Source organism: Comamonas sp. E6 (genome assembly GCF_001010305.1).
Classification (GTDB): Bacteria; Pseudomonadota; Gammaproteobacteria; order Burkholderiales; family Burkholderiaceae_C; genus Comamonas; species Comamonas thiooxydans.
The window spans coordinates 20,034-46,629 of the sequence record NZ_BBXH01000006.1 but is presented as its reverse complement, the minus strand read 5'-3'; the positions used below and the strand labels follow the sequence as shown (position 1 = coordinate 46,629).

Annotated in this window: 20 protein-coding genes; 6 read left to right on the top strand and 14 right to left on the bottom strand. The window is 64.4% G+C overall.

Annotated elements, in window-relative coordinates; translation table 11 throughout:
• The first annotated feature begins 8 nt into the window (after positions 1-8).
• Both lldR and lldD read left to right on the top strand, forming a co-directional pair.
• A complete protein-coding gene (lldR, locus tag CSE6_RS03500) occupies positions 9-779 on the top strand; it encodes a transcriptional regulator LldR (protein ID WP_059439904.1) in 771 nt (256 codons plus the stop codon).
• Positions 776-1,912: an FMN-dependent L-lactate dehydrogenase LldD gene (gene lldD, locus CSE6_RS03495; protein WP_034353288.1), complete on the top strand. Its 1,137-nt coding sequence runs from the start codon at positions 776-778 to the stop codon at positions 1,910-1,912. Before lldR ends, lldD begins: the two co-directional genes overlap by 4 nt.
• 40 nt (positions 1,913-1,952) lie before the next feature.
• Here lldD and CSE6_RS03490 read toward each other — a convergent pair whose 3' ends face one another.
• Positions 1,953-2,834: an EamA family transporter gene (locus CSE6_RS03490; protein WP_059439903.1), complete on the bottom strand. Its 882-nt coding sequence runs from the start codon at positions 2,832-2,834 to the stop codon at positions 1,953-1,955.
• The gene (locus CSE6_RS03485) at positions 2,831-3,451 is read right to left on the bottom strand and encodes a nitroreductase family protein (protein ID WP_059439902.1); all 621 of its coding nucleotides are present in this window, start codon (positions 3,449-3,451) and stop codon (positions 2,831-2,833) included. The genes CSE6_RS03490 and CSE6_RS03485 overlap by 4 nt, the downstream gene beginning before the upstream one ends.
• A gap of 80 nt (positions 3,452-3,531) precedes the next feature.
• Here CSE6_RS03485 and CSE6_RS03480 point away from each other — a divergent pair, with 80 nt between their 5' ends.
• A complete protein-coding gene (locus tag CSE6_RS03480) occupies positions 3,532-4,425 on the top strand; it encodes a LysR family transcriptional regulator (RefSeq protein WP_059439901.1) in 894 nt (297 codons plus the stop codon).
• Between the two features lie 23 nt (positions 4,426-4,448).
• Here the strand turns inward: CSE6_RS03480 and pbpC are convergent, their stop codons facing one another.
• The 11 genes from pbpC to argH all read right to left on the bottom strand — a co-directional run bounded on the left by pbpC (position 4,449) and on the right by argH (position 22,216).
• Complete coding sequence (gene pbpC / locus CSE6_RS03475; RefSeq protein ID WP_059439900.1) at positions 4,449-6,827, bottom strand: penicillin-binding protein 1C; 2,379 nt, start codon at positions 6,825-6,827, stop codon at positions 4,449-4,451.
• Between the two features lie 167 nt (positions 6,828-6,994).
• Positions 6,995-7,552: an HdeD family acid-resistance protein gene (locus CSE6_RS03470; RefSeq protein ID WP_012837236.1), complete on the bottom strand. Its 558-nt coding sequence runs from the start codon at positions 7,550-7,552 to the stop codon at positions 6,995-6,997.
• A gap of 106 nt (positions 7,553-7,658) precedes the next feature.
• Entirely contained in the window at positions 7,659-8,534 is an 876-nt protein-coding gene (locus CSE6_RS03465; RefSeq protein WP_059439956.1) for an endonuclease/exonuclease/phosphatase family protein, read from the bottom strand.
• Positions 8,535-8,600: 66 nt separating this feature from the next.
• On the bottom strand, positions 8,601-8,987 hold the full coding sequence (locus CSE6_RS03460) for a VOC family protein (RefSeq protein WP_034353277.1): 387 nt from the start codon (positions 8,985-8,987) through the stop codon (positions 8,601-8,603).
• A 34-nt stretch (positions 8,988-9,021) separates the two neighbouring features.
• On the bottom strand, positions 9,022-9,888 hold the full coding sequence (locus tag CSE6_RS03455) for a carbohydrate ABC transporter permease (RefSeq protein WP_034378648.1): 867 nt from the start codon (positions 9,886-9,888) through the stop codon (positions 9,022-9,024).
• Entirely contained in the window at positions 9,885-10,805 is a 921-nt protein-coding gene (locus tag CSE6_RS03450; protein WP_059439955.1) for a carbohydrate ABC transporter permease, read from the bottom strand. The genes CSE6_RS03455 and CSE6_RS03450 overlap by 4 nt, the downstream gene beginning before the upstream one ends.
• Positions 10,806-10,840: 35 nt before the next feature.
• Positions 10,841-12,130, bottom strand: coding sequence for an ABC transporter substrate-binding protein (locus tag CSE6_RS03445; RefSeq protein WP_034378646.1), 1,290 nt, complete (start codon positions 12,128-12,130; stop codon positions 10,841-10,843).
• A gap of 46 nt (positions 12,131-12,176) precedes the next feature.
• The gene (locus tag CSE6_RS03440; RefSeq protein WP_059439899.1) at positions 12,177-13,298 is read right to left on the bottom strand and encodes an ABC transporter ATP-binding protein; all 1,122 of its coding nucleotides are present in this window, start codon (positions 13,296-13,298) and stop codon (positions 12,177-12,179) included.
• A gap of 225 nt (positions 13,299-13,523) precedes the next feature.
• The gene (locus tag CSE6_RS03435) at positions 13,524-19,535 is read right to left on the bottom strand and encodes an alpha-2-macroglobulin (protein WP_059439898.1); all 6,012 of its coding nucleotides are present in this window, start codon (positions 19,533-19,535) and stop codon (positions 13,524-13,526) included.
• Between the two features lie 152 nt (positions 19,536-19,687).
• Positions 19,688-20,668 carry a Bug family tripartite tricarboxylate transporter substrate binding protein gene (locus CSE6_RS03430; RefSeq protein WP_034353263.1) on the bottom strand — a complete coding sequence of 327 codons (981 nt, stop codon included), beginning with the start codon at positions 20,666-20,668 and terminating at the stop codon, positions 19,688-19,690.
• A gap of 99 nt (positions 20,669-20,767) precedes the next feature.
• Positions 20,768-22,216, bottom strand: coding sequence for an argininosuccinate lyase (gene argH, locus CSE6_RS03425; protein ID WP_059439897.1), 1,449 nt, complete (start codon positions 22,214-22,216; stop codon positions 20,768-20,770).
• A gap of 339 nt (positions 22,217-22,555) precedes the next feature.
• On the opposite strand from argH, the gene CSE6_RS03420 reads away from it, so the two are divergent.
• From CSE6_RS03420 to CSE6_RS03410, 3 genes are all read left to right on the top strand, one after another.
• Entirely contained in the window at positions 22,556-23,515 is a 960-nt protein-coding gene (locus CSE6_RS03420) for a DMT family transporter (protein ID WP_059439896.1), read from the top strand.
• Between the two features lie 195 nt (positions 23,516-23,710).
• The gene (locus CSE6_RS03415) at positions 23,711-24,781 is read left to right on the top strand and encodes a sensor histidine kinase (RefSeq protein WP_059439954.1); all 1,071 of its coding nucleotides are present in this window, start codon (positions 23,711-23,713) and stop codon (positions 24,779-24,781) included.
• Entirely contained in the window at positions 24,762-25,499 is a 738-nt protein-coding gene (locus CSE6_RS03410; protein WP_059439895.1) for a LytTR family DNA-binding domain-containing protein, read from the top strand. The genes CSE6_RS03415 and CSE6_RS03410 overlap by 20 nt, the downstream gene beginning before the upstream one ends.
• A 47-nt stretch (positions 25,500-25,546) precedes the next feature.
• Here CSE6_RS03410 and CSE6_RS03405 read toward each other — a convergent pair whose 3' ends face one another.
• Positions 25,547-26,506, bottom strand: coding sequence for a ZIP family metal transporter (locus CSE6_RS03405; protein ID WP_059439894.1), 960 nt, complete (start codon positions 26,504-26,506; stop codon positions 25,547-25,549).
• Between the last annotated feature and the right edge of the window lie 90 nt (positions 26,507-26,596).

The following is a 26,596-nucleotide window of genomic DNA, read 5'->3' as shown; positions in this document are numbered from 1 at the left end:
CCGACCCCATGCCCGCCATCCGCCTGTCCGACCGCGTTGCCCAGCAGCTGCTGGAGCTGATCCAGAGCACCCAGCTCCAGAGCGGCGCCAAGCTGCCGACCGAGCGGGCGCTGGCCGAGCAGTTGGGGGTCTCGCGCACGGCGCTGCGCGAGGCCATACAGAAGCTGGCCAGCCGCGGCGTGCTCGAAAGCCGCGTGGGCGCCGGCACCTTTGTCGGCTCGCGCGTGCCGCTGTGGCACGAACAAGCCGTCGCACCGCTGGAATCCTTGCTGCGCGACGACCCCCAGTATCGCTACGACGTGCTGGAAGCACGCCAGGCGCTCGAGCTCAGCACCGCCTGGTATGCGGCCCAGCGTGCCACCGACAAGGACAGGGACCGCATCCGCCACTGCTTCGACGACATGCTGCGCCACCAGCAGGCGCGCGATGCCGCCAGCGCGGCCCGCTCCGATGCGCAGTTCCATCTGGCAATTGCCGAGGCTTCGCACAACGCCGTGCTGGTGCAGCTCATGGGCAGCCTCTTCGAGCTGGTGCTTGGCACCGTGGCCCAGAACCGGCGCCTGATGTTCGTGCATGATGATCTCTCGACGCTGGAGCATCTGACTGGACAGCACCGCAATCTCATGCAGGCCATTGTCGACGGCGAGCCGGAGCAGGCCAGAAGCGCTATCGGCCAGCACCTGGCCTATGTTCACGAAAAGCTGTCCGAGTCGGATGCCGAGGCGGCCCGACGCAAGCGGCTGGATCGTTTTTCCTCTTCCTCCGCCATTTTTTCATGATCATCTCCTCTACCACCGACTACCGCGCGGCTGCGCAAAAGCGCCTGCCGCCCTTTCTATTCCACTACCTCGACGGCGGTGCCTATGCCGAGAAGACGCTGGCCCGCAATGTCGACGACCTGGCCGACGTGGCCCTGCGCCAGCGCGTGCTCAAGGACATGAGCCAGCTGGACACCAGCATCGAGCTGTTCGGCGAGAAGTTCTCGATTCCCGTGGCGCTGGCTCCCGTGGGGCTGACCGGAATGTTCGCCCGCCGTGGCGAAGTACAGGCCGCCATGGCCGCTGATAAAAAGGGCATCCCCTTCACCATGTCCAGCGTCTCGGTCTGCCCCATCGAGGAAGTCGCGCCCAGGCTGGGCCGCCCGATGTGGTTCCAGCTCTATGTGCTCAAGGACCGGGGCTTTATGAAGAACGCGCTGGAGCGAGCCCAGGCCGCCGGCGTCTCCACCCTGGTCTTCACCGTGGACATGCCCGTGCCTGGCGCCCGCTACCGCGATGCGCATTCGGGCATGAGCGGCCCCAACGCCGCCATGCGCCGCTACCTGCAGGCCGTGACCCATCCGCACTGGGCCGTGGACGTGGGCTTGATGGGGCGCCCGCACACGCTGGGCAATATCTCCACCTACAAGGGTCAGAACGTCTCGCTCGAAGACTATATGGGCTATCTGGGCGCGAACTTCGATCCCTCCATCTCGTGGTCGGACCTGGAGTGGATCCGTGACTTCTGGAAGGGTCCCATGCTCATCAAGGGCATTCTCGATCCCGAGGACGCCAGGGATGCGGTGCGCTTCGGCGCTGACGGCATCATCGTCTCCAACCACGGCGGGCGCCAGCTCGACGGCGTGCTCTCCTCGGCACGCGCCCTGCCTGCCATTGCCGATGCCGTCAAGGGCCAGATCAAGATCCTGGCCGACTCGGGCGTTCGCAACGGCCTGGACATCGTGCGCCTGCTGGCCCTTGGAGCAGACTGCACCATGATAGGCCGCGCCTTCGTCTACGCGCTGGCTGCAGAAGGCGAAGCCGGCGTGACCAACCTGCTGAACCTGCTCGAAAAGGAAATGCGCGTGGCCATGACGCTGACCAGCGTCAAGAAGGTCTCGGAGATCACTGGCGATCTGCTGGTACGGGACTGATCCCGCACAGGCTCCGGCCCAGGGCCGGGCCTTGCGGGGATCAGCGCGCCGCACCCTTCTGCCCCAGCCAGATGCCGCCCAGGACCAGGGCCACGCCCGCCATCTGCACGCTCGTCAGCGTCTGGTCCAGGAACACCCACCCCAGCAAAATCGCCGTCAGCGGACTCAGAAAACCCAGCGGCGCCACCATGTTCGGCTCCAGCCGGGCAATGCCGCGAAACCACAGCACATAGGTCAACGCCGCGCCCACCAGACCCAGCCAGGCCAGTCCGATCAGATGGCCGGGCGTGGGCGCCGGAAAATCCGGTCCGGCCCACAGCGCCACCGGCAGCAGCAACACTCCGCCGGCCGTGAGCTGCCAGGCGGTGAAGGTCAACAGCGGCACGGGCGGGCGCCACTTGCGCGTGAGCACCGTGCCGCAGGCCATGGAAAGCGCTGCTGCCAGGCCTGCCGCAATACCTGTCGCATCCAGCGCCACGCCGGGCGTGAGCACCAGCAGGGCCACGCCCGCCAGTCCGGCCAGGGCTGCGAGAACCGAGGCCGGTCGCAGTGCACTGCCCAGCACCCAGGCCGCGAGAAACACCACCACCAGCGGCTGCACGGCCCCCACAGTGGCGGCCGCCCCGCCCGGCAGACGGTAGGCCGAGACGAACAGCATGCTCCAGAACACCGAGAAATTGAGTGCTCCCAGGATGAACACCCGCAACCACCACATGCCCTGCGGCAGACGCCGTGCAAATGCCAGCAACAACAGGCCTGCGGGCAGCGCGCGCAGCAAGGCCACGGTCATCGCGGGCACCTGCGGCAGTAGCTGCGTGGTGACGATATAGCTGCTGCCCCAGATGGCGGGCGCCAGCCCTGTCAGCAGCAGATCCCATGCCCGGGTCTGCCCCGGTGTTCGCACCGCTTGCCGGGCGCTCATGCGAACTCCAGCACCTGCTCCAGCGGCCGGCGCGGCTTCTGCGGCCAGTTGCCGGCTGCTGCACGGCCCACGGTGACAAGCATCACTGGAACCTCCTCGCTCGCCAGACCGAAGCTCGATGTCACGCCTTCGGCGTCGAAGCCCGTCATCGCACAGGACGCCAGACCCATGGCCTGCGCCGCATGCATCAGCGTCATGGCGCCAAAGCTGGCCGAGCGCAGGGCCTCGTCGCGCACCGCCTGCGCGCTGGCGTACTGCTGCTGCGCGGCCTGCAGCCATCCCTGCGCCATGGCGGCAGGCATGAAGCCCCCGTCCACAAAGGGCTGCAGCCGTTCGGCCAGCGCCTCGGGGTCGGCCAGCACGCCGCAGACGATGAAGCAGACGGCCGCCTCCTGCACCTTGGCCTGATCCTGGGCCAGGGCGCGCAGCCTGGCTTTGACTGCGGGCGTGCGCACGGCGATGAAGCGCCAGTTCTGAAGGTTGTAGGCCGTGGGTGCACGCGTGGCCAGTTGAACCAGCCGCGCTATCTCGGCATCGGCCAGGCTGTGGGAGTCATCGAAGCGGTTGGCCGAGATGCGCTGCTCGATGAGAGCGAGTGTGGGGTGAGGGGTAGTCATGGCATGACTGTAGATAATTCACTCTGAATTGATAATTGGCTTTTATAAAAACAAACCATTCACCAACAGAGAAGAATCACATGGACCGACTGACCGCCTTGCAAGTCTTTCATCGCGTCGCGCAGCGCGGCAGCTTTGCCGAGGCGGGCCGCAGCCTGGGCCTGTCGCCAGCCGCGATCAGCAAAAACATCGCCGAGCTGGAGGCCCATGTGGGCACGCGCCTGATCCAGCGCACCACACGGCGCATGGCGCTGACGGAGGAAGGCCGCCTGTATCTCGAGCATGTCACGCGGGCGCTGGATGCGCTGGCCGATGCCGACTCGGCGCTATGCCCCTTCAAGGCCGCGCCCAGCGGCCTGCTCAAGGTCAGCGCACCCATGACATTCACGCTGACGCAGATGTCTTCCGCCATTCCCGCCTTCCTGGAGCGCTACCCCGAGCTGCAGCTGGACCTGCACCTGGACGATCGGCGCGTCGACATCGTGCGCGAAGGCTTCGATCTGGCCATACGCGGCAGTGACCGGCTCGAGGACTCCTCGCTGATCGCGCGTCCGCTGACAAGCATGTCACATGTGCTGTGCGCCACTCCCGGCTATTTCGAAAAGCACGGCCGCCCGCACACGCCTGCCGACCTCAACGGCCTGGAGCACATACGCTTCAGTCTCTCGGGCCATGCGGATGCCTGGGAATTCGAGCAAGGCGGGCACATGGAGAGCGTGGCAGTCAACGCGCGCTATTCGGTGTCCTCAAGCCTGGCAGTGCGCGACGCACTGCGCGCGGGCTTTGGCGTCAGCCTGATCCCGCGACCCTATGTCGAGGAAGACCTGCGCACGGGCCGGCTGCAGGCCGTCCTGGAGGACTGGAGCACGGTGAAGACCACGCTCTATGCGATTTATCCATCACGCCAGCATGTGACGCCCAAGCTGCGCGCGCTGCTGGACTTTCTGGTCGCGCAGTTCGATTCCGGCAACTGAGCCTCCGGGTCATTGGCCAGCCTTCAGCGCCGGCGTTGACTCTGGATCTGCTCCGGCCCGGCCACCAGGGCGCCGGCACCGCGCACCTCGAGCGCAATGCTGTCCAGCACCTTGCCGGAGGCATCGAGCAGCTCCAGCCTGTGACGCCCCGGCCAGGGCAGCCAGCCCAGCTGACTGCCGCGCCCCAGCTCGCGCTGCACTTCTCGCATCACGGGTTGAGCGTTCTTGTCTGCTGTGGCCGGCGCTCCATATTGCCGGGTCACCAGCCGCCAGCGCAAGCTGCTGTCGCGCCAGTCCTGCTCGGCCGCCATGCCGGCCTGGCGCGCCACCAGCTGCACGCGCTGGCTATCGGGTGGAATATCGGGGTCCAGCGCCAAAATGGTGCCATTGGCCGGGCGCGAGATACGTACAGCGGCCGCAGCCACGGCACTGCCGGACTTGCTGGCTTTTTGCCTTGCAAGGTTTTTCTGTTCCGTGCCGCCAGCCACGTGATCCATGGCAAACAGTGATTGCTCGGTCCCTGCCACAAACCATTCGCCGCGTGCACTTTCGATAGGCATGCCGCCGCTTGCCAACGCACCGAACTGCACTTGCTGCTGCAGCACGCCGATCGGAGCCCTGGGCGCGCGGCTGGACAGGTTGCGATGCAAAAAGCCCATGATATCGGCCCATATGGGCGCTGCGCCGCTGGTGCCGCTGACCGAATGCATGGCCTCGCCACCCGCATTGCCCACCCAGACGCCCACGGTGTAGCGCTCGGACCAGCCCACGGCCCAGTTGTCGCGCATATCCTTGCTGGTGCCGGTTTTCACGGCCGTCCAGAAGCGCGTGGCCAGCACGCTGTCCGTGCCGAACGTCGGGGCCCGCGCCATATTGTCGGAGAGAATGTCGCCCACGATAAAAGCTGCCCGCACATCCAGTGCCTGCACCGCGTCGTCGCCGGTTTTGCCGCCGGCCTTGCGGCTTTCAGTCTGAGGCAAGGCCCAGCTCACGGGACGATATTGACCGCTATTGCCCAGTGCCCGATAGGCATTGGTCAGATTGAGCAGCGCGACCTCGCTACTGCCCAGCGCCAGGCTGAAGCCGTAATAGCCCCCGCTTTCACGCAGCGGCAGACCCAGTTTTTTGAGCTGCTCGAAGAAGGCGTCGGGCGTGACCATGACCAGCGTGCGCACCGCAGGCACATTGAGCGAGGACGCCAGCGCCGTGCGCGCCGACACCCAGCCCTTGAAGCGCCGGTCGTAGTTCTGCGGAATGTAGAGGCCGTTCTGCGTGGGAATATGGGCCGATGAATCCTCGATCAGCGAGGCGGCCGTGATGCGCTTTTCGGCAATCGCCTGGGCGTAGAGAAACGGCTTGAGCGTGGAGCCGGGCTGACGCAGCGCGGTCACGCCATCGACCTCGGACGCCTGGCTCAGCGTTCCTGAGGAGCCCACCCAGGCCAGAATCTCGCCTGTTCGGTTGTCCAGCACCACGGTCGCACCATCTTCCACATTGCGGCCCTGCAGCTCGCGCAGATGCTGCTGCAGGCTGGCCACGGCAAAGCGCTGCAAGGGTGCGCTCAAGGTTGATCGCACCTGCTCCTGCCCCCTGTTCTGGGGCAGCGCCAGCCAGCGCCGTGCGAAATGCGGGGCCACGCCCTCGCTGGCCAGCCATTGACGCCGCTGCAGAACGCTGGAGGTGTAGAGCTGCATGGCCGAGCAATCCCTGGCCGCCACATCATCGGGCACCATCACCTGCAGCACGCCGCAGGCACGCTGGGCCACCCGCTCCACCGAGGCATTGGGTGCCCGCACCAGGGCTGCGGCAATGGCGGCCTCGCGCGCGTCCAGCCCGTGTGCGGCCTTGCCGTACAGGCTTTGCGACAGCGCAGCGATACCCACGATCTCGCCGCGGAACGGCACCAAGTTCAGATAGGCCTCGAGAATTTGGTCCTTGCGCCAGCGCCTGTCCAGCACCTGGGCCGCCACAGCCTGCCCCACCTTCTGCACCACGCTGCGCCCACCCGGTCCCTGACGCCAGTCTCCATCCAGCAGACCGGCGAGCTGCATGGTGATGGTGCTCGCGCCGCGCGTGCGTGTGTTCCAGAGGTTGCCCCAGGCAGCTGCGGTGACGGCAGCCCAGTCCACGCCGCTGTGCTCGTAGAAACGCTTGTCCTCGCTGAGCACCAGGGCCGTGCGCAGTGCCGGCGAAACATCGGCCAGAGCCACCCAGGGTCCGCGGCGCACCGTGCTGTCGGTGCGCAAACGCTGCAGCACCTCGCCTTCGCGCGAAAGCAGCAGGGTCTCCGACGAGCGATGGTCGCTGCGCACCTCGTCATAGCTGGGCACGGCTTGGCTGCTGGCGGCAAGACCCAGCCACAAGGCGGCCGTCATGCCAACGGCTCGCCAGGACGGCTTCATTCTCGAGGGCTGGAAATACCGCTGCATGCCTTGTTTCATGTCTTTGTGCGCTGTTGAAAGTCAGCAGGCATTGTCCCAAAGATGGCACGGCAAACTGTCCGCTCAGACAAGCGGCAATAAAAAAGCGGCTCCAGCGAGCCGCTTTTTCCGGAACCACTGCCTTTTCTTCAGGCCGTGAACTTCTTGATCTTGAACGCCAGTATCACCATCAGCACGCCAAAGATGACGGCATAGGTCGCCAGCACCCACAGCATGGCCATCATGCCCGCGCCGGGTTGCATCAGCACGAAGATGCCGAAAAGCACCGAGAGCAGCCCCCCGAGCACCAGCACCCATTCGCCTTGAATTTCCTTGCGCAGACGCAGCGCCGCGACGATCTGCAGCACACCAGTCATCAAGGCCCAGACGCCGATATAGATAGTCAGAACCAGCGCGGTAATCGCAGGGTTGATGACCGTGAGCACCCCCACCACCACACCCGTCAGCCCCCACAGCAAAACCACCCACCAGTGGCGCGACTGCTGGCGGCTCTTGATGGCGGTGTAGATGCCTAGCAGGCCGTCGACAAACACATAGGCGCCAAACACCAGCACCAGCGCGGCGGCGGACGCCGCAGGCTGCATCCAGGTCAGCACGCCGAAGATGATGGCGGCGGCGCCGCGCAGCAACAGCACCCACCAGCTACGGTGCAACATGATGGACATGGACGGAATTTCTACAGGCATGAAGACTCCTCTCTTTTAGAACGTGTTTACGTTCTCAGGGTTTCACAACAGTGCGACTTGTGCAGCCACTCGTCTCTCGACTCCAGCTCCGAACCTAGCAACAAGCTCAGTCCAGCGTCAACATCACAGGCTGGTGGTCAGACGCCTGTGTGGCGCTGTCAACACTCCAAGTGTGCACTCTCTGACACAAGCTGTCGCTGACCCATATCAAGTCACATGCCCCAGGCTCTGCTCCCCAGGTTCGATCCACTAGTCTGAAGGTCGGAGGCTGCGGTTGTCCGGGATACAGCACATCCCAGCTATTGCGCCACTGCCCGGCCTGCAGACAGCCTTCCTCACCAGCAGCCCAAGGTGCGGACAGAACGGCATATTCGGGCTCGTGCGGCTCGAAGTTGAAATCCCCGCAAAGCACGGCATGACGGGTATGCGGCTTGGTTTGATAGGGCGAGCCATCGTTGGCCGGCTGGGGCGGGGCATCCGCCAGCGCACAGGCCTGCATCTGCAGGGCACGCAGTGCGCCGGCCTGCGCCATGCGCTGACGCGTCGAGAAATATTCGAGATGCGTGGTCATGATGCGCACCTGCCCCAGCGCCGCGTCATCGACCGTGACCACGGAACACATGCGCTGCATGCAGCGCATATCGGCTTCTGCCGGCATGGGCAGCAGATAGTGCTGAACCAGCAGCACCGGCAGCCGCGTGGCAATCAGATTGCCAAAACGCTGATGGCCCCGGGGCGTGAACTCATCGACCGATGCGCCAAAGAAAATCTGCCAGCCCGGCAACAGCGCCTTCAGCTCGGCCAACTGGTCGCCGGGCCTTCCTTGCAGATCGGGGTAGTTGACGGCGATTTCCTGCAGGCACAGCACATCCAGACCGCCGGACTGCTCGCCCATTTGCAGCGCGTGACGCACGATGCGTTCCACACTGACCAGTCCATCCATGCCGCAGCACCATTGCACATTCCAGGTCAGGATATTCATCTTGTCGCGTCTTTCCAGATTGAAAGTGGCTGAAGCCCCCGCAGCCACCATTTTTACAGCAGCTGATCAGGCCAAGTTCTCGCGCAACTGGAACACATTGCCTTCCTTGTCCATGGCATTGCAGGCCGCAAAGCCAGGACCTTGCCAACGCTCGTCAAACACCTGTCCGCCCAGCGCCTGTGCAGCGCTTTCGGCTTCGGCAATCGCCGGCACGGTGACGAAGAACTTGAGCGCCACATCGGCACGGCGCTGCGGTGGCGTGCCGATCTTGACCCGCGCCGCAATCTCGGCAGGCAGGGCGTGAATCACCAGTTGCAGGGCTGCGGACTCCAGCACGATGACGTGCGCATCTTCATGCAGTCGCCGCATGCCCAGAACCCGCTCATAGAAGCCTGCCAGACTCTGGAAATCCTTGGCATAAATCAGCACACCAGCAGCAGCGGGACCGGGCATCGTCAACTCCTCAAATGGTTTGACTGTATCCCAGTCACTTGATGCCTGCGCGCATGAAGCTTTGCACGAACTGGCGCTGGAACAGCAGGAATGCAATAAGCAGCGGCCCTGAAGTCATCAGTGTGGCGGCGCAGATAGTCGACCATTCCACGCCCGATTCCACGCTGGAGAAAACCTGCAGGCCCACGGTGAGCGGACGCGACTGCACGCTGTTGGTGATGATCAGAGGCCAGAGAAAATTATTCCAGTGAAAGCTCACCGAAACCAGCGCAAATGCCGTGTAGACCGGCCTGGCCAGCGGTACGTAGACACGCCAGAGAATCTGCAGCGTGCTGGCACCTTCCACGCGCGCAGCTTCGTCCAGCTCGCGGGGTATGCCCATAAAGGTCTGGCGCAGCAAAAAGATGGCAAAGGCCGAGGCGAAATACGGCAGACCTATGCCCGCCAGAGTATCGACCGCTCCCAGCCCGGACATGGTCTGATAGTTCGCCACCAGCAGAATGTCCGGCATGATCATCAGCTGTATCAGCACCAGCGCAAACGCCACATTGCTGCCGCGAAAGCGCAAGCGTGCAAAGGCAAATGCAGCCAGCGTGGACAGCAGCAGCTGCACCGCCAAAATCATGGCCACCAGCAAGATGGTGTTGAGAAAATAGCGCGCAAACGGCGCGGCTTCCCAGGCATGGCGGAAGTTCTGCAGCGTCCAGGGCGCGGACAGATCCAGGCGCGTGGACGCATCGGAGGGGTGAAACGCCGTCCAGACAGCATAGGCCAGCGGCAGCAGCCACAGCAGCGCCAGCGTCCAGGCGGCCAGGGTGTCCAGCCATGAAGCGCCATAAAAGCTCACGCCCTGGCTCTCCCGGGCGCTCCTGCGCCCCGGCAGAAATGAAGCAGCTGTCATTGATAGTGCACCTTTTTGTCCAGCACAAAGAACTGGAACAGTGCCACGGCAGCCAGCACCACGACCAGCACCACGGTGATGGCCGCGGCATAGCCGGTGTCCCAGAACTTGAAGCCCACTTCGTAGAGGTGATAGAGCAGCAGCGTGGAGGCATTGTCCGGCCCGCCACGTGTGAGGATGAACACATGGTCCACCAGCCGGAAGGCATTGATCACGGCGTTGACCAGGATGAACAGCGTGGTCGGCATGAGCAGCGGCCACTGCACGCGGCGCAGGAAATACCAGCGCGATGCGCCTTCGATGACCGCTGCCTCCTTGAGGCTGGGGTTGAGCGTCTGCAGCGCGGCCAGATAGAAGATCATGAAAAAGCCGGCCTCCTTCCACACGGCCACCAGCGTGATGCAGGCCAGGGCCGTGGACGGATCGCCCAGCCAGTTGTGCGCGTCCAGGCCCAGTGCGCCGCGCAACTGCTCCAGCAGTCCGTACTGAGGCGTGTAGAAGAACAGCCAGATATTGGCCACGGCAATCATGGGCAGCACCGTGGGCGTGAAATAGGCCATGCGCAGCAAGGCCCGCCCCGCGAGCTTCTCGTTGACCCACAGCGCCATCAGCAAGGCCAGCCCCATGGACAGCGGAATGGTGGCTGCGGCAAACCAGAGGTTGTTGCGCACGGCCTGCCAGAAGACGGGATCATCGACCATGAGCGCATAGTTTTCCAGCCCCACCCATTCGCCGGACTGGCCGCCACGACCCGTGGCATGCAGGCTGTCGATCAACGTGGACAAGGCCGGCCAATGTGTAAAGCCCAGCAGCAGCACCAGCGCCGGCATGAGCAGCAGCCAGGCATGCACGGCCTGCTTTCGCGCTGCGGCCTGCGCCAGCCTGCGGGCGGTCCTGGATGGCAAGGGCGCAGACATGACGCCCTTGTCGGTTTCAAGCGCCGGACTGCTCATTACTTGTAGCGACGCAGAATGCGCTCGGATTCCTTCTGCGCCTCTTCCATGGCCTGGGCTGCGGTCTTGGTGCCGTTCAGGGCCGCCTGAATCGCATCGTTGAGCACCTTGGTCACACGCTGGTTCTCATGGGTGGAATACTCGGCCACCGACACCGGCAGTTGATCGCGCGCCACCAGTGCCTGGGGAAATTCCTGGCCGTACTTCTTGAGTGCGGGAGTCTCGTAGGCTGCAGGCGAGACCGCCACATAGCCGCTGTCCATGCTCCACTGCGCGGCACGCTCTGGCTGGGTCACCCATTTGGCAAACTCGAACGCAGCCTGCTGCTGCTGCCTGGGCGCATTCTTGAAGATGTAGAAATTGCCCCCGCCCGTGGGCGAGCCCTTGCGGACATTGCCGGCGATCTGGCCCACGCCGAAGTCGAACTTGGCATTGGCACGGATATTGGTGAGATTGCCCGTGGTCGTCACGATGATGGCGGCCTTCTTTTCCATGAAGTCCCTGGGCGTCGTGCCCCACTCCACCACACCTGCCGGGTGCACGCCGTCCTTGACCAGGCCGACCCAGAAGTTCAGCGCTTCCACCACCTTGGGGTGGTTGAGCATGACGCGGGTGCCGGACTCGTTGGCCAGCAGCACATCATTGGGCGTGGTCAGGGTCTGCAGCATCCAGTAGCCAAAGCCGGTGGACGGAATCTGGATGCCGTATTGCACGACCTTGCCGCTGGCGTCCTTCTTGGTCAGCTTGTGGGCGGCCTCCTTGAGCTCCTTCCAGTTCTGGGGCGCCTGGTCGGGGTTCAGGCCGGCCTCCTTGAAAGCTTCCTTGTTGTAGTACATCACCACGGTGGAGCGCTGAAAGGGCACGCCCCAGGTCTTGCCACCGGTCTGGCTGTTGGCCATGAAGGCGGGGTAAAAGCCCTTGAGCCAGGCCTTGTCGGCATCGGTCTTCACGAAGTCGTCAATAGGCGCAATCGCGCCCTCGTCCATCAGCGTGAACATATCGGTGGACAGCAGCACCGAAGTCGCAGGCGCCTTGCCGGCCTTGTGCGCCGTCAGCGCCTTGACGATGGTTTCCTGATAGGTGCCGGCATAGATGGGCGTGATCTTGTATTGCGGATGCGCCTTGTTGAAGTCCGCCGCATAACCGTCTATCACCTTGGTGATGGGGCCGCCCACGGCCACGGGGTAATAGAAAGGCACTTCCAACGGGGACTGCGCAAGAGCAGTGCCCGCCAGGCCAAGGCCGGCGGCAGCGGCGATCACGCCATGAACAAAGGTTTGACGACGCATGGGAATCTCTCCTCGGGAATTGCAGACAATGGAAAACACCGGCGGCTCAGGCTGCGGCCAGCAAGGAGCGAGCGGATTCCACCGCCTGCCCGCAAACATGAATGCGCCCGCCCTGCGCATCGAACCAATGCGAAGCCTGCTGCGGCCAGTACAGGATCACGCCTTGTCCAGGCCGCAGATCGGCATGGGCATGGCCGGGCACACGCGCCGTCAGCAGCTCGCTGCCCACCCGGCAGCGCAGCACCAGATCGGCACCCAGATATTCAAAGCCCTGCACGGTGGCCGGAATGCCGTTGCCCAGACCCTCGTTGCCGCCGTCGGCATTACCTGCCACGGCAATCACCTCGGGCCGCACGCCCAGCGCCTGCGGATAGGCGCTGCCAGCCACCAGATCCGGGGCAACGACCACATCGCTGCCTGCAATCCGGTTGCCCTGCAGGGCCACGATGTTCATGGCGGGCGTGCCGATAAAGCGCGCGGCAAACGTGGTGGCGGGCTTGGCATAGATCTCGCGCGGCCCGGCCGCCTGTTCCACCCGGCCCTTGTTGAGCAGCACCACCTGATCGGCCATGCTCATGGCCTCGGCCTGATCGTGGGTCACATAGACCACGGTGAGGCCCAGACGCTGCTGCAGCTCGCGCAGCTCGGCGCGCATTTCCTGGCGCAGCTGGGCATCGAGATTGGATAGCGGCTCGTCCATCAGACAGACCCTGGCCTGCGCCACCAGCGCACGGCCCAGCGCCACGCGTTGCTGCTGGCCGCCCGAGAGTTGCCCGGGCCGGCGCTCCAGCAGTGCCGTCAGCCCCAGCAGCTCGGCCGTTTGCTCAAGACGCTGCTCGCGCTCGGCCTTGCCAAGCTTGCGTACCCGCAGACCGAACTGAATGTTGTCGGCCACGCTCAGATGCGGGAACAGCGCATAGTTCTGAAACACCATGGCAATGCCGCGCTCTGCGGGCGGCAGATGTGTGACGTCGCGACCATCGATGTGCACCGACCCCGAGGTGGGAATGTCCAGCCCGGCAATCATGCGCAAGGTGGTGGATTTGCCGCAGCCCGAAGGGCCGAGCAAGACGCAAAACGAGCCTGGTTCAATGCGCAGATTCACGGCATGCAGGGCCGTGGCGTCACCCCAGGATTTGGCGACGTTCTCCAGCTCGATCAAAGACATCACACCAGTCTAGAAAGACTGGATGACAGCCGCGTGTCAACCCGGATACTGTAAAAAACAGGAGCTGCCTTCGCTTTTCATTCATTGATTTCAGATAGAAATACCCTTGAATCATCCTTTTCAAAAGCGCAAGCAGCTTCTGTATTCATAGCATCCATGCATGAAAAAGCCCCGGCTGCTTGCGCAGACCGGGGCTTGGCGTACGGCCGAGAAGCCGCGGAGGGCTTACTTCGGCATCACCACCTTGAGCTTGGCGTTGGGAATCTCGCCAAACATCTCGGGCGCATACAGCGCTTCGGCACGCGTGGGCGGCAGGGCAAATTCACCGGCGTTGTTCAGGCGCACCGTGTATTCGACCTTGGTCGTCCCTGCGGGCAGGTACTGGTAGTAGGCACGGTAGGACTCGAAGCTGCGCTCCTCGTAGGCCAGCCAGCCGGCCCCCTCCTGCTTCTCGCCCTTGGATGCGATCTCGGAATCGCGGCCCAGGCCGCCACCCAGAATGGTCGCCCCCGTGGGGACGGGATCGGTGATGGCCACCCAGGTCATATCGGTCTTGGCCTGCACCTCCAGCGTCACGCGCAGCACATCGCCGCGCGTGTACTGGCCGCCACCAAACATGCCCTTGTCCGCCTGCTCCACGGGCGTGACGGTCTTCTTGATGGTGTAGCCGGCGCTGAAAGGCGCCTTCAGGGCCACGGCCGCCACGGACTGCACGGTCAGCCAGGGCTTGCCCGTGCCTTGCTGCGTCACGCTCAGCTGGCCCTTGCCAGCCTTGGCCCAGGGCATGAACATGGTGTTGTTCATCAGGCCGCCGGCACGCACGGGCTCGCCGAAGACGCTGTTGGAGTGGGCCGTGCCCTGCGCATCCTCGGACGTGGCACGCCTGACCTCGGCCCAGTTCACCTTGGCCTCGTTGCCGTTCATGCTGGCCACGGTACTGCCGGCCACGGGCTCGGACTCGAACTTCTGCGAGAAGCGGCGCAGGGCCAGAGCTCCCCAGAGGTTAGCCGTGGTCGTGTTCCAGGCACCGGACTGCTGGCGTGCGATAAAGCCGCTGACCAGGCGCGGCATGTCTTCGGCCCATGCCGGGTCGTTGATGGTCGCGAGGATCAGGCGTGCCAGATTCACGTCAGGGCCCTGCATCAGCCACCACCAGCTATCGTCCTGGTCGGTCGAGAAGCCGGCGCGCGTGCCGTTGTAGGTCAGGCGGGCACGCAGAATCTGCATGGCCTGTGCCAGGCGCTCGTCGCGCTGGGGCGCATCGCTCATGCGCTGCAGCAGCATCACCCAGTCGATGACCGTGTGCGTGGGCCACTGGTTGGGCGTGGCATTGATGCTGTCGAGCATGCGCGGCGTGGCCTTGCCCGACAGTGCCAGTGCAGCAATCGCCGCCAGCTTGCGCATTTCCAGATCCTTGCGCGGGCTCCAGAAGTTGCGCTGGATGCGGCCTTCCACAAACGCGATCAGGCCGTCCTCCATGCGCGCACGTTCGGCGGCAGGAATCACGAAGCGCTTGTCAACGCCCTGCGCCATGGCCGACAGGTTCAGCAGATGCGCGGTCAGCGTATCGCTGCCGCGGCTGACCGATCCGTCCTGGGGCGGGAAGTAGTTGGCCAGGCCGTCACCGTCCAGATAGTTGGGCAGCTGGGCCATGGTGCTGCCCCAGAGATCGGCGTTGTTCATGCCGACGGCCTTGCTGGTGGTCTGCTCCAGGCAGGAGTAGGGGTAGCGGGCCCACCAGTCGCGCACGCCGGGCAGGCCTTCGGTCAGCTTGGGCACCAGCGACATCTGCAGACCACCGCGACCGGGCAGGGCATCGGCGGGCGGATTCACGGGCACGCTATAGCTGCCGTTGACCTGCACCAGCGTGGCCTGCTGCACCGACAGTGGCACGGCGGGCACGATGCGCTGGCTGATCTTGAGCGCATCCTGCGCCGCATCGGCGCCGCCAGCGGTGTCGCGCGCGGAAATCTCCCAGATCAGCGCCTCGGCACGCGTGCCGGAGAGCTGGGCCGGAGCCTTCACATCCCAGGCCACTTCACGCGCCTCGCCGGCGGGAATCTCCACGGTCTGGGCCTTGAGCTCCAGCATGGTGGCGCGCGGCGTGACCTCCACCTTCATGGCCTTGGCCGAGGTGTTGCGCAGCGTGACCTGGGCGCGGAACTGATCGTCCTCGCGCACCAGGGGCGGCAGGCCGCTGATGATCTGCAGATCCTGCGTGGTGCGGATCGCCGCCTGGCCGGTGCCGAACAGGCTCACGCCCGCATCGGCCACGGCCACCACCTGGAAGGTGGTCAGGGCGTCGTTGAGCGGCACCTCGATCAGCGCCATGCCGTTGCCGTCCAGCACCACATCGGGCTTCCACAGCAGCAGGGTATCGAGCAGTTCGCGCGTAGGGCTGCGGCCACCGCCACCGCCCGCAGGCACGGCCTTCTTGCCGTAGTGGCGCCGGCCGATCACCTCCATCTGGGCCGTTGCCGTCTGCACGCCCCATTCGCGGCGCGTCAGCATGGCATCGAGCAAATTCCAGCTGCTGTTGGGCATCAGCTCCAGCAAGGCCTGGTCCACGGCCGCCAGCGCCACATGGGCACCTGCTGCAGGCTTGCCATCGGGCAGCGTGGCCTTGATGGTGACCTTGGCCGTGCCGCGCACCTTGTAGCTGGACTTGTCCGAGGAAACCTTGACGTCCAGGGTATTGCTCTTCAGGCCCACGCGAATTTCGGACATGCCGAAACGGAAGGCCGGCTTGGAGAGGTCCACCATGGAAGTCGGCGCGATGAATTCCTTGCCGTCATTCCAGAAGGCACGCCACCACTCCAGCGGCGACTTGAAGCCCCAGGTGAAGAAGCTGTACCAGGGCACTTCCATCAGGCGGCCGCGCAGCGCCAGCACGCTGACATAGGCATTGGGGCCCCAGTTGTCTTCGATCTTGACGTCCACCGTGGGGTTGTCACCCGCCAGCTCCACCACCTGGGTGCTGACGATGCCTTCGCGCTCCACGGCCACCAGCGCCGTGGCGCGGCGGAAAGGCATGCGCACCTGAAAGCGCGCGGTCTCGCCGGGCTCATAGCTCTTGCGCTCGGACAGCACGTCCATGCGGTCATGGTCTTCGCCGCCGAACCAGAGTTCGCCCTGGCCCGTGACCCACACCGAGGTCGCGGCCTGGCTGCTGCGGCCTTCCTTGTCGGCGGCCTTGACGATCAGCTCCACCTCGCCGGGCTGGGACAGCTGGGCCTCGCATTGAACAAGGCCATGACTGTCGCTGGTGCCCGAGCACACGGTGCCCAGATTCTTGAGCGTGGTCTGGTTGTCGTAGCTGTAGAAGCCGCCCACCAGCCGCTTGCGGCTGGAGGTGGTGATGCGCGCCACGGCCTCGACCTTGACGGGCACGCCGGCCTGGGCCTTGCCTGCCGTATCCAGCGTCAGCGCCTGAAAGCGCAGCTTGCGGTCCACCGAGATCCAGTTCTCGGAGCGCACGCCGGCCACCACGGCAGCCGGCCAGATGGTGCGTGTGCTGCGCAGGGTCTGCACCTCGCCGTTCGGGTCGGCGTAGGTCGCTTCCATCAGCAACTCGCGCGGCTCGCCGGACTTGGGCAGCTTGTCGATAGCGACCTTGCCCAGACCATTCTTGTCCAGCGTCACGGGAAGCTTGTCAGCCACGACCTTGGTGTCGTCGGCCGCCGTGCTTTCCTCATCGTCGCTGCTGCCCACGTCCTGGGCACTGCGCGGCGGGTTGAAGCTGAAGCCGTCCCAGCCCGCGAAATCCAGCGATTTGGAACGCAGCAGAGCCGACACCTTGACCGGCAAATTGGCGGCAGCGCCACCCGAGACATAGTTGATCTGCACTTCGGCAGGCACGCTGCTGACAGCGTAGAGCTGCTCCTTGCCGGCCGGGCCCACACGTCCCTCCATCACCGGAAGGCGGAACTCCTCGACACGGAAGATGCCCGTGCTGAAGCTGGAGCGACGGCCGCTGCCATTGGTATAGCCCAGCTCCACCGCATATTCGCCGAGCTTGGCGGCCTTGGAGATGGGGAACTCGCTGCTCGCGCTGCCATTGGCATTCCAGCTCAGGGCCTGGGTAAAGCGCTGGCCACTGCCCAGATGGGTGATGGTCAGGCGGTCAGGCTTGTCCTGGGTCTGTTCAAAGCCCGTGGAGTTCTTGCCGGGGCCCGTCAGGGCACGCAGAAAGTGCTTCATGGACACGGTTTCGCCAGCACGGAACAGCATGCGGTCAAACACCGTATGCGCGACTTCGTCGCGCTTGCTGCTGGAGCTGGTCGGCACATTGAAGCGCCAGGACTCTATGCCCTTGTTCCAGTTGCTCCAGACAAAAGCCAGTTCCTCGCCAGCCTCGGTCTTGGCACGCGCACTCACGAAATAAGAGTTGCTGCGGTAGTAGCCGTCTTCGTTGCTGCAGGAAGGCGGATTGGGATTGAGGCCGTTGAAGGTCACCAGACCCTGGGCATCACTGACGGCCGAAGCAATCGCCTGACCGTTGCAGTCCGAGACCTGCACTGTGGCGCCCGGCACCACCTTGCCCTTGTCCAGCGTCGTCACCCAGGCCACGGAGTTCTCGCGCCCCAGCTTGAAGTGCACGGCCAGATTGGTCACCAGCACCGAAGTGCGCACATACATGGTGCGGCCCGCTCCATAGCCTTCGTCGAGCAGAGACTGGCCCAGCATGGGCGAGGCGATCTCCACTACCTGGAAGCCCGGGTTCAGCGGAATGCCGACGACCTCGAAGGGGCGCGGGTCGCTCTTGGCCGCCTTGGGCAGCTCCAGCGTCTGGGTCTGGCTCTGGCCGTCCAGCAGCGACAGCATGCGGGTCTGCACCCAGTGCTTGTCGTCGTTGATGACAGGAGGCAAGACCTTTACATCACGCGCGGCGCGCTTGCGCTCAACGCTGTAGCTGTCATAGCGCTCGACTTTCTTGAGCCAGGCGATGATGTCGGCGTCCGAGCCGCCCTTCTTGGTACGCACCACGCTGGCGTCCAGCGACTTGCCCAGAAGCTGCGGCTCCACATTGCGCAGCGTCACGGGCAGCAGCGCCGGGCCCTTGGGGCCTTCGGCAAAGCGCTCGACGATGCCGAAGGGCGCGGCGGCAAACTTCACCAGCGGCGGCATATTGCCCGTGGCCGTGGCCAGCGGGAACATATTGGCATTGCTCAGCGTGCGACCCGCGGCATCCTTGAACTGCGGCGGCAGCTCCACCACATACTTGGTGTTTGGCTGCATGGTGGCGGGAAAGCTCACGCTGTCCACCAGCGAATCCTCGGCCAGCTTGTCGCCGTTCTGCTCGATGATGGGTGCCACGGCCGAGGCACCGCTCTTGAGGCGTATGCCTTCGATCAGCTTGCGCGGCACGGGCGCGCTGAATGACAGACGCATGGGGCGGATCGGCAGGCAGGCGGCGTTGGCGTTCTCGCGCTCGCAGCTGAAGTCGGCGCTGAAGGGCTGGCGCACCTGGTACTCGTAGCGCTGCTCGTCCTTGCTGACCAGGCCATTGGCCATGGCCACGCCCTTGCCATAGACCAGGGTCATCTTGCTGCCCGAGGTCAGACGGCGGTTACAGGCCAGCACCACGAAGTTCTGCGGGTTCTTGGCCGCATCCTTGTCCCAGTGGCGCTGCTCGAGCACGGCCTCGCGGTCCTTGCCCTCGATCAGTTGCACGGGAATGCGCTCGCCCACACCTTCGGAGGTACACCAGACGCGCTGCTTGAGGCTGTCGACGGATGCCGCACCCGTCAGGCGCAGAGCAAAGTACTGCTGCTCGTCCACCTCTTCATAGGTATCGGGCGCGATGCGGGCCACCTGCGGTCCGCCGGTCTGGAACTGATAGCTGGCTGCGCCCGTCAGGGCCGTACCCGCGACGCTCTTGAACTGAGGGTTGAGCTGGGCCGTGCAACGCACGCCGGCGGGCAGGTTCTGGGCAAAATCGAATACCCATTCCTTTTCGCTATTCCAGCGCCCCGTGCCCTTGGCGGCCTGCGCATCGCTGCACTGCAGATTGACCGGTGCAGCGGCCTTGGGGTCGCCAAAGCGCACGGCTGCCCCATCGAACTGCACCACCACCTGGCCCACCTTGCTTACATCGCCCTGCGGGCTGAACTGGCGCACCCCCACGGCATGGGCCGCCGTGGCCGCCAAGCCCCATAACAGGCCTGCCTTGAGCAGCACGCGCCAGTGCGGCGCGATCTGCTCCCTCTTCCTTCCCTCTGCATAAGGCACAGTCATACAGTCACTTCCTTTTGGGGCCGGCGTGGCCGGCCCTGGCTGTTTGAATCTGAAGTCTGGAGTCAGCGACGCAGCAGTGCGGGACGGCAGAATGCAAAAAGCCCTGCCTCGCAAGTGAAGCAGGGCCTTGAGCAGGTGCCGCACGCGCGAAACTACTGCGGCTGGAAACCGCTGCGCTGAATGATACCGGCCCAAACCTTGGAATAGGCAGCCTCACGCTCCCCCAACTGGCGGGGATTCATGTATCCAACTGTAAGCCCCAACGCCGTCAGCTGCGCGTAGACGTCACGCTGCTTGAGCACATTGCCCACGGCTGCAGAAAAGCGCTCGACAAAGGCCTGGGGCACGCCCTTGGGCGCAAAGATGCCGTAGTAAGGCATGTCCTCGAAGCCCTTGATGCCCTGCTCCAGCAAGGTCGGCACTTCGGGCATGGAGGCCTGGCGCTTGGCGCCCAGCACGCCGATCACGCGCAGCTTGCCAGCCTTCTGGTTCTCCATGAAGTCCGGCACCGAGGCAATGCCGGCAGGAATCTGATTGCCCAGCATATCGGCCAGCAAGGGAGCGCTGCCGCGATACGGTGCTGCCACCAGATCGAGCTTGTAGTGGTCGGCCAGGATCTTGACCAGAAATTCAGGCGTCGAGGCCGGAGCCGGAATGCCGATGGTGCCGTTCTTGGCACTGCCCCTGGCCCAGGCCGCGTACTCGGCCAGATTCCTCACCGGCGTGTTGCTGGACACGGCCAGCGCATTCACGAAAGTGGCGACCCCGGCCACGGGAATGAAGTCCTGCTGCGGATCGAAGCCCGGCTTTTTCACGACCTTGGGCAGGATGGAGATGGTGTGGTCATGCGTGAGAAACAGCGTATGCCCATCGGCAGGCGAGGCCTTGAGCAGTTGCGCTGCAATCTGGCCACCGGCGCCGGGACGATTCTCCACCAGCACCGTCACGCCGCCCAGTTCGTCCTTGAGCTTGTCGGCCAGCAGGCGCGCAATCGCGTCCGAGCCACCGCCGGGCGGAAAGCCCACCAGAATGCGGATGGGCTGGCCCGACGAGGCCCAGGCCAGCGGCCCCAGGGCCGATGCTGCCACCGCTCCCGCACCGGCTCTCAGCAATTGACGACGAGATTGCGTCATGTGTTTTCTCCTTATGCTTTTTCCAGACTAACCAAAACAAAAGCGCCCGGCAAAGGGCGCTTTCAAGGCGTGAACGTTACGCCACAGTGCTTGAGTCCATCAGGCCAGACGAGCGTGGTGCTTGGCCAGCTGCGCACGCACCTGCGCCGGTGCCGTACCGCCCAGCGTGTTGCGGGCATTGAGCGAGCCTTCCAGGCTCAGGGCGTCGAACACATCGGCCTCGATGTTGGGGTTGAAGGCCTGCAGCTCGGCCAGTGGCAGCTCGGTCAGGTCCACGCCCTTCATGGTGGCCAGCTTCACGGCGTGAGCCACGGTTTCGTGGGCGTCACGGAAGGGCAGACCCTTCTTGACCAGATAGTCGGCCAGGTCGGTGGCCGTGGCATAGCCCTTGAGGGCAGCAGCGCGCATGTTCTCGGCATTCACGGTGATGCCGCCTTCCTTGACGCCGCTGGCGGGGTTGAGCTGGCCGCCGATCATCTCGGCGAAGATGCGCAGCGTGTCCTTCAGGGTGTCCACCGTGTCGAACAGCGGCTCCTTGTCTTCCTGGTTGTCCTTGTTGTAGGCCAGGGGCTGGCCCTTCATCAGCGTGATCAGGCCCATCAGATGACCGACCACACGGCCGGTCTTGCCGCGTGCCAGCTCGGGCACGTCGGGGTTCTTCTTCTGGGGCATGATGGACGAGCCGGTGGTGAAGCGATCGGCGATCTTGATGAAGCCGAAGTTCTGGCTCATCCAGATGATCAGCTCTTCCGACAGGCGGCTCACGTGCACCATGCACAGCGAGGCAGCAGCAGTGAACTCGATGGCGAAGTCGCGGTCGGACACGCCGTCCAGCGAGTTCTGGCTCACGCCTTCCATGCCCAGGGTCTTGGCCACGCGCTCGCGGTCCAGCGGGTAGGTGGTGCCGGCCAGGGCAGCAGAGCCCAGGGGCAGCACGTTGACGCGCTTGCGCACGTCCAGCATGCGCTCGGCATCGCGCTTGAACATTTCCACATAGGCCAGCATATGGTGGCCGAAGCTAACGGGCTGGGCCACTTGCAGATGGGTGAAACCGGGCAGGATCACGTCCACGTTCTTCGCGGCCACGTCGACCAGCGAGCGCTGCAGCTCCTTGAGCAGGCCTTCGATCAGGTCGATCTCGCTGCGCAGCCACAGGCGCACGTCGGTGGCCACCTGGTCGTTGCGGCTGCGGCCGGTGTGCAGACGCTTGCCGGCATCGCCGACCAGCTGGGTCAGGCGCGCCTCGATGTTCAGGTGCACGTCCTCCAGATCCAGCTTCCACTCGAAAGTGCCGGCCTCGATCTCGGCCGTGATCTGCGCCATGCCCTTCTGGATGGAGGCGAAATCTTCGGCTGCAATGATCTTCTGGGCCGACAGCATTTCGGCGTGTGCCAGAGAGCCCTGGATGTCGGCCTGCCACATGCGCTTGTCAAAGAACACGCTGGAGGTGTAGCGCTTGACCAGGTCGCTCATGGGTTCGGAGAACAGGGCAGACCAGGCTTCGGCCTTGGAATCGAGCTGGTTGTGCGAAGGAGCAGATGTAGACATGTGAGGGCAACAATCCCGTAAAACCACAGGCCGCCCAATGCAGAAGTTTGGCGTGACGGCTGTGCAAAGCAGAAACAGGGATTTTATCGGCCTGACCCGGTGCCGGCGCCAGAGCACCCCAGAGCCATTGCCGGCCACTGCGACAAAGCGGCATTCACGCCCCACAAACTCACTAATCAATAGCACCATGTATTTGATGGAAAAGGCCTGCAAGCCTTATTCCCCCAAACCGGCAAATCCGGCTGCAGCCACCCGGTTTCTGGCTTGCGCGGACAATCACATCGTCCCCGTTCACTTCCCTCCCAGGCCGCTGCCCAAGCGGCTGACGCGCCTCCCGGCATGCATTCCCGCTCTTCCCTGATTTCCGGCCTCGGTTTTGCGCTGGCCGCCTGCGCGCTCTGGGGCGCGATTTTTCTCGTGCCGGCCATGCTGCCGGAGTTCTCGCCGCTGCAGATCACCTTTGGCCGCTTCGTGCTCTATGGCGTGGTGGCCTTATGCGTTTTTCTGCCTCGGGCCACCAGGTTGCTGCCCAGGCTGCAAGCGGCCGATATCCGGCATCTGGTCTGGCTGGCCCTGACGGGCAATGTGGTGTACTTTGCCCTGGTCGCCACGGCCGTGCAATGGATAGGCATGGCCGTGACCTCGCTGATCGTGGGCCTGGTTCCCGTCACCGTGCCGCTGCTGGGACGCAATACCCATGGCGCGCTTCCGTTGCGCCGCATGCTGGCGCCCATGGCACTGATCCTGACCGGCATCGTGCTCGTCAACGCCCATGCGCTGACCACAGGGTCCGAAGACAGCCAGGGGCGCTATCTGCTGGGCGTGCTGATGGCCGTGCTGGCCATGCTCTGCTGGAGCCGCTACGCGCTGGACAACACCCGCTATCTGGCGCAAAGCCGCTTCAACGGCACGGAATGGTCCACGCTCTGGGGCCTGGTCGTCGGACTCATCAGCGCCTTGCTCTGGGCGCTGCTCTGGCTGGTATCGCCGGAGGCCAGCGGCGCTGGCAGCCCCGATATTCCAGCCCAGCGCTGGCAGCTGTTCTGGCTGTTGAACCTGGCCGTGGCCGTGCTCTCGTCCTGGCTGGGCAACTGGATGTGGAATGCCGCCAGCCAGCGCCTGCCCATCACCTTCGTGGGCCAGTTACTGGTGTTCGAAACCCTGTTTGCCCTGGCCTACCACTTCCTCTACGAGCAGCGCCTGCCCCGGCTCGTCGAGCTGGCGCCCATGCTGCTGATTCTCGCAGGCCTGGTCTGGTCGCTCAGACGCTTTCAGGCCGCAGGCCGGGCTGCTGCCTAGTTTTGAGTCAGCACAAACGCTGATGCATCAAACCGACAGATGCCGCGCGAATTGCAGCTGCACAGCGGCTACTGGCCAATAATCACAGGACTTGCACAATTTCGAACCGGGCATGCATCCCTGTCGACAGGGATGCCCTTTGTGCTTTTTTCGCCCCAGTCTGCATCCAAGACAGCGCCCTGCTCCAGACCACCTGTGCTCATTTCACCGCTCATCGCCGCCACTCCCGCATCGGCCCGCACGGTCCTGGTGTTCGACGCCTGCAATGCCGGTGTGGTCCTGCGTGCCGTGCTGTTTGTACAGGTGGTGGTGAGCACGGCCGCCATCTATGGCGCGGACTCGTTCTGGGAGTGGTTTTCCAGCGCCGCCCTGCTCACCGGGGCTTGCCTGCCCGGTACCCTGGTCTGGCTGATAGCGGCCTGCAGCCTCAAGCACCAGTTGCAGCGCCTGGGCACGCGCGGCCAGTATCTGGCCGGCGTGCTGCTGGGTGCCCTCGCGGGGCTTTACGCCTGCGGCATGCTGCTCTTCATAGGCATAGCCAAAGTCCCCTGGCTGGCCAGTGCCGTCACGGGAGGCCTGCTGGCCGCGCTGCTCGTGACGGCGCTGGTGCTGCGCGCGCGCGGCAACACGCCGGCGCAGACCCAGGCCCGTCTCACCGAGCTGCAGTCACGCATCAGACCGCATTTTCTGTTCAACACCCTCAACAGCGCGATTGCGCTGGTGCGTGCCGAACCCGCCAAGGCCGAGGCCTTGCTCGAGGACCTCAGCGACCTGTTTCGCTATGCGCTGGCCGAACCCCATCTGACCACCACGCTGGCCCAGGAGATAGAGCTGGCCCAGCGCTATCTGTCCATAGAGCAGGTACGCTTTGGCGAGCGGCTGCAGATGCAGTGGCAGCTCGATGAAAGCGTGCATGGAGCGCTGCTGCCGCCGCTGCTGCTGCAGCCGCTGGTGGAGAACGCCATCCGTCACGGCGTGGAGCCCAATGCGCGCGGCGGCAAGCTGCAGGTCCGCACCGAAAGGCGCGGCAACGAGGCGCTGATCCAGATCATCAACACCTTACCGCCTGCCAGCGCCGAGCATCAAAGCACGGGCCATGGCATGGCCCTGGACAATGTCAAGGCCAGGCTGTCGCTGCTGCACGATCTGCAAGGCAGCTTCAGCGCCAGGGTACGCGATGGGCTGTATGTGGTGCGCCTGAGCGTGCCTTTGCTGCAGACCGACCCAAAACCGGGACAATCCCGCCATGCACATTCTGATCGTTGATGACGAAGCTCTGGCCCGCACCAGGCTGCGCACTCTGCTCGGCGACTGCGCACATGGCCCCCACCATATCCAGGAAGCCGCCGATGGCGAACAAGCCCTGCAGATGCTGCAGGCCGCACAGCCGGCCCCGGTGCAACTGGTGCTGCTGGACATCCACATGCCGGGCCACAACGGGCTGCGACTGGCAGCGGCTCTGGCCGAGCTGCCCAACCCACCCGCCATCGTGTTCGTGACAGCGCATGCCAGCCATGCGCTACAGGCTTTCGAGCTCGATGCCGTGGACTATCTGACCAAGCCCGTACGCCTGGAGCGCCTGCAGCAATCGCTGCAGAAGGCCGAACGTGCGCTGAGCACGCGCAGCGTCGTGGACAGCGGCCCCGTGCTGCTGATCCAGGAGCGCGGCGGCACGCTGCGGCTGCCGCTGTCCGAAGTGCGTTTTCTCAAGGCCGAGCAGAAATACATCACCGTGCGCACCGTGCAGCGCAACTACATCCTCGACGGAGCACTGGCCGATCTCGAAACCCGCCATGGCGAGCACCTGCTGCGCATACACCGCAACGCCCTGGTGCTGCGCGCGGCCCTGCGCGGCCTCGAAAAATATGACGACCCGCAGGAAGGCGAAGGCTGGGGTCTGCGCCTGCAGGGCGTGAGCGAGCTGCTGCCGGTCTCGCGCCGCCAGCTGGCGGCGGTCAAGACCGAACTCAAAGATATTTCCTGAATGAAAAAACCGGCTGAAAGCCGGTTTTTTATCGAATGCAGTTGCAATCAATGCTCATGCTTGTGCGCCGCTTCATGGGCAGCCGCGGGCGCGGAGGCGGGCTCGTGCGAATGCCCGACCTCGGCGCCATGATCGTGCTCATGCTCGTGTCCATGGTTGTGCGCCGCACCGCTCATCACCGTCACGATGACGATGCCCAGCAGCAGCCAGAAGACCTGGGCTGCGGTTTCCTTGGCGCTCAGGCGCTTTTGCAGCTGGGGAATCAGGTCGGCTAGCGCCACATAGATAAAGCTGCTTGACGCAATGACCAGGAAATATGGCAGCAGCTCATGCAGCTGTCCGATGAGGAAATAGCCGGCCACCCCGCCCAGCGTGGTCACGGCTCCTGCCATGGACACCTTGATCAGCGCCACGCGGCGATTGCTGCTGGACTGGCGCAGCACCACGATATCGCCCATGTGGTGAGGCACCTCGTGCGCCAGCACCGACAGCGCAGCGATCAGGCCCAGACGGATGTCGGCCACGAAAGCCGATGCAATCAGCACGCCATCGCCAAAGCAATGCACGCTGTCGCCCGTCAGAATGGCCCAGCCGCCCTTGCCATGGCTGTGGGCGTGCGTATGCTCGCCATGCTCATGGCGGGCGTGACCATGCTGGTGATCGTGGCCATGACCGTGAGCATGGTGCACGGCAACAGGCTGGTGGGCGTCGCCATGCGAATGCTCATGGCCGTGGTGCCAGAGCTCGGCCTTGGACAGCAGAAAGAAAAACACCAGCCCGATCAGCAGCACCACGAACAGATCATGGGACTTGCCGTGGCTCTCGAACGCCTCGGGCAGCAAATGCATGAAGGCCGTGGCGAGCAAGGCTCCCGCCGCCAGGCTCAGCAAACGCTGGGGCATCAGCCCTGGCGTGCGCCCCCCTCCCAGACTCATCAACAACGCGGCCACCCAGACGCTGCCGATACCAGCAGCCAGGGTGGCCAGAATAATTGCTACCAATGTCATAGCTTTATATGGCTTAACCGCAACCTTTCACAGGCGAATCCTGGGGATTTTCGCAGAATGCGCGGTCCAACGCGGCCCGCTTGCGACTAT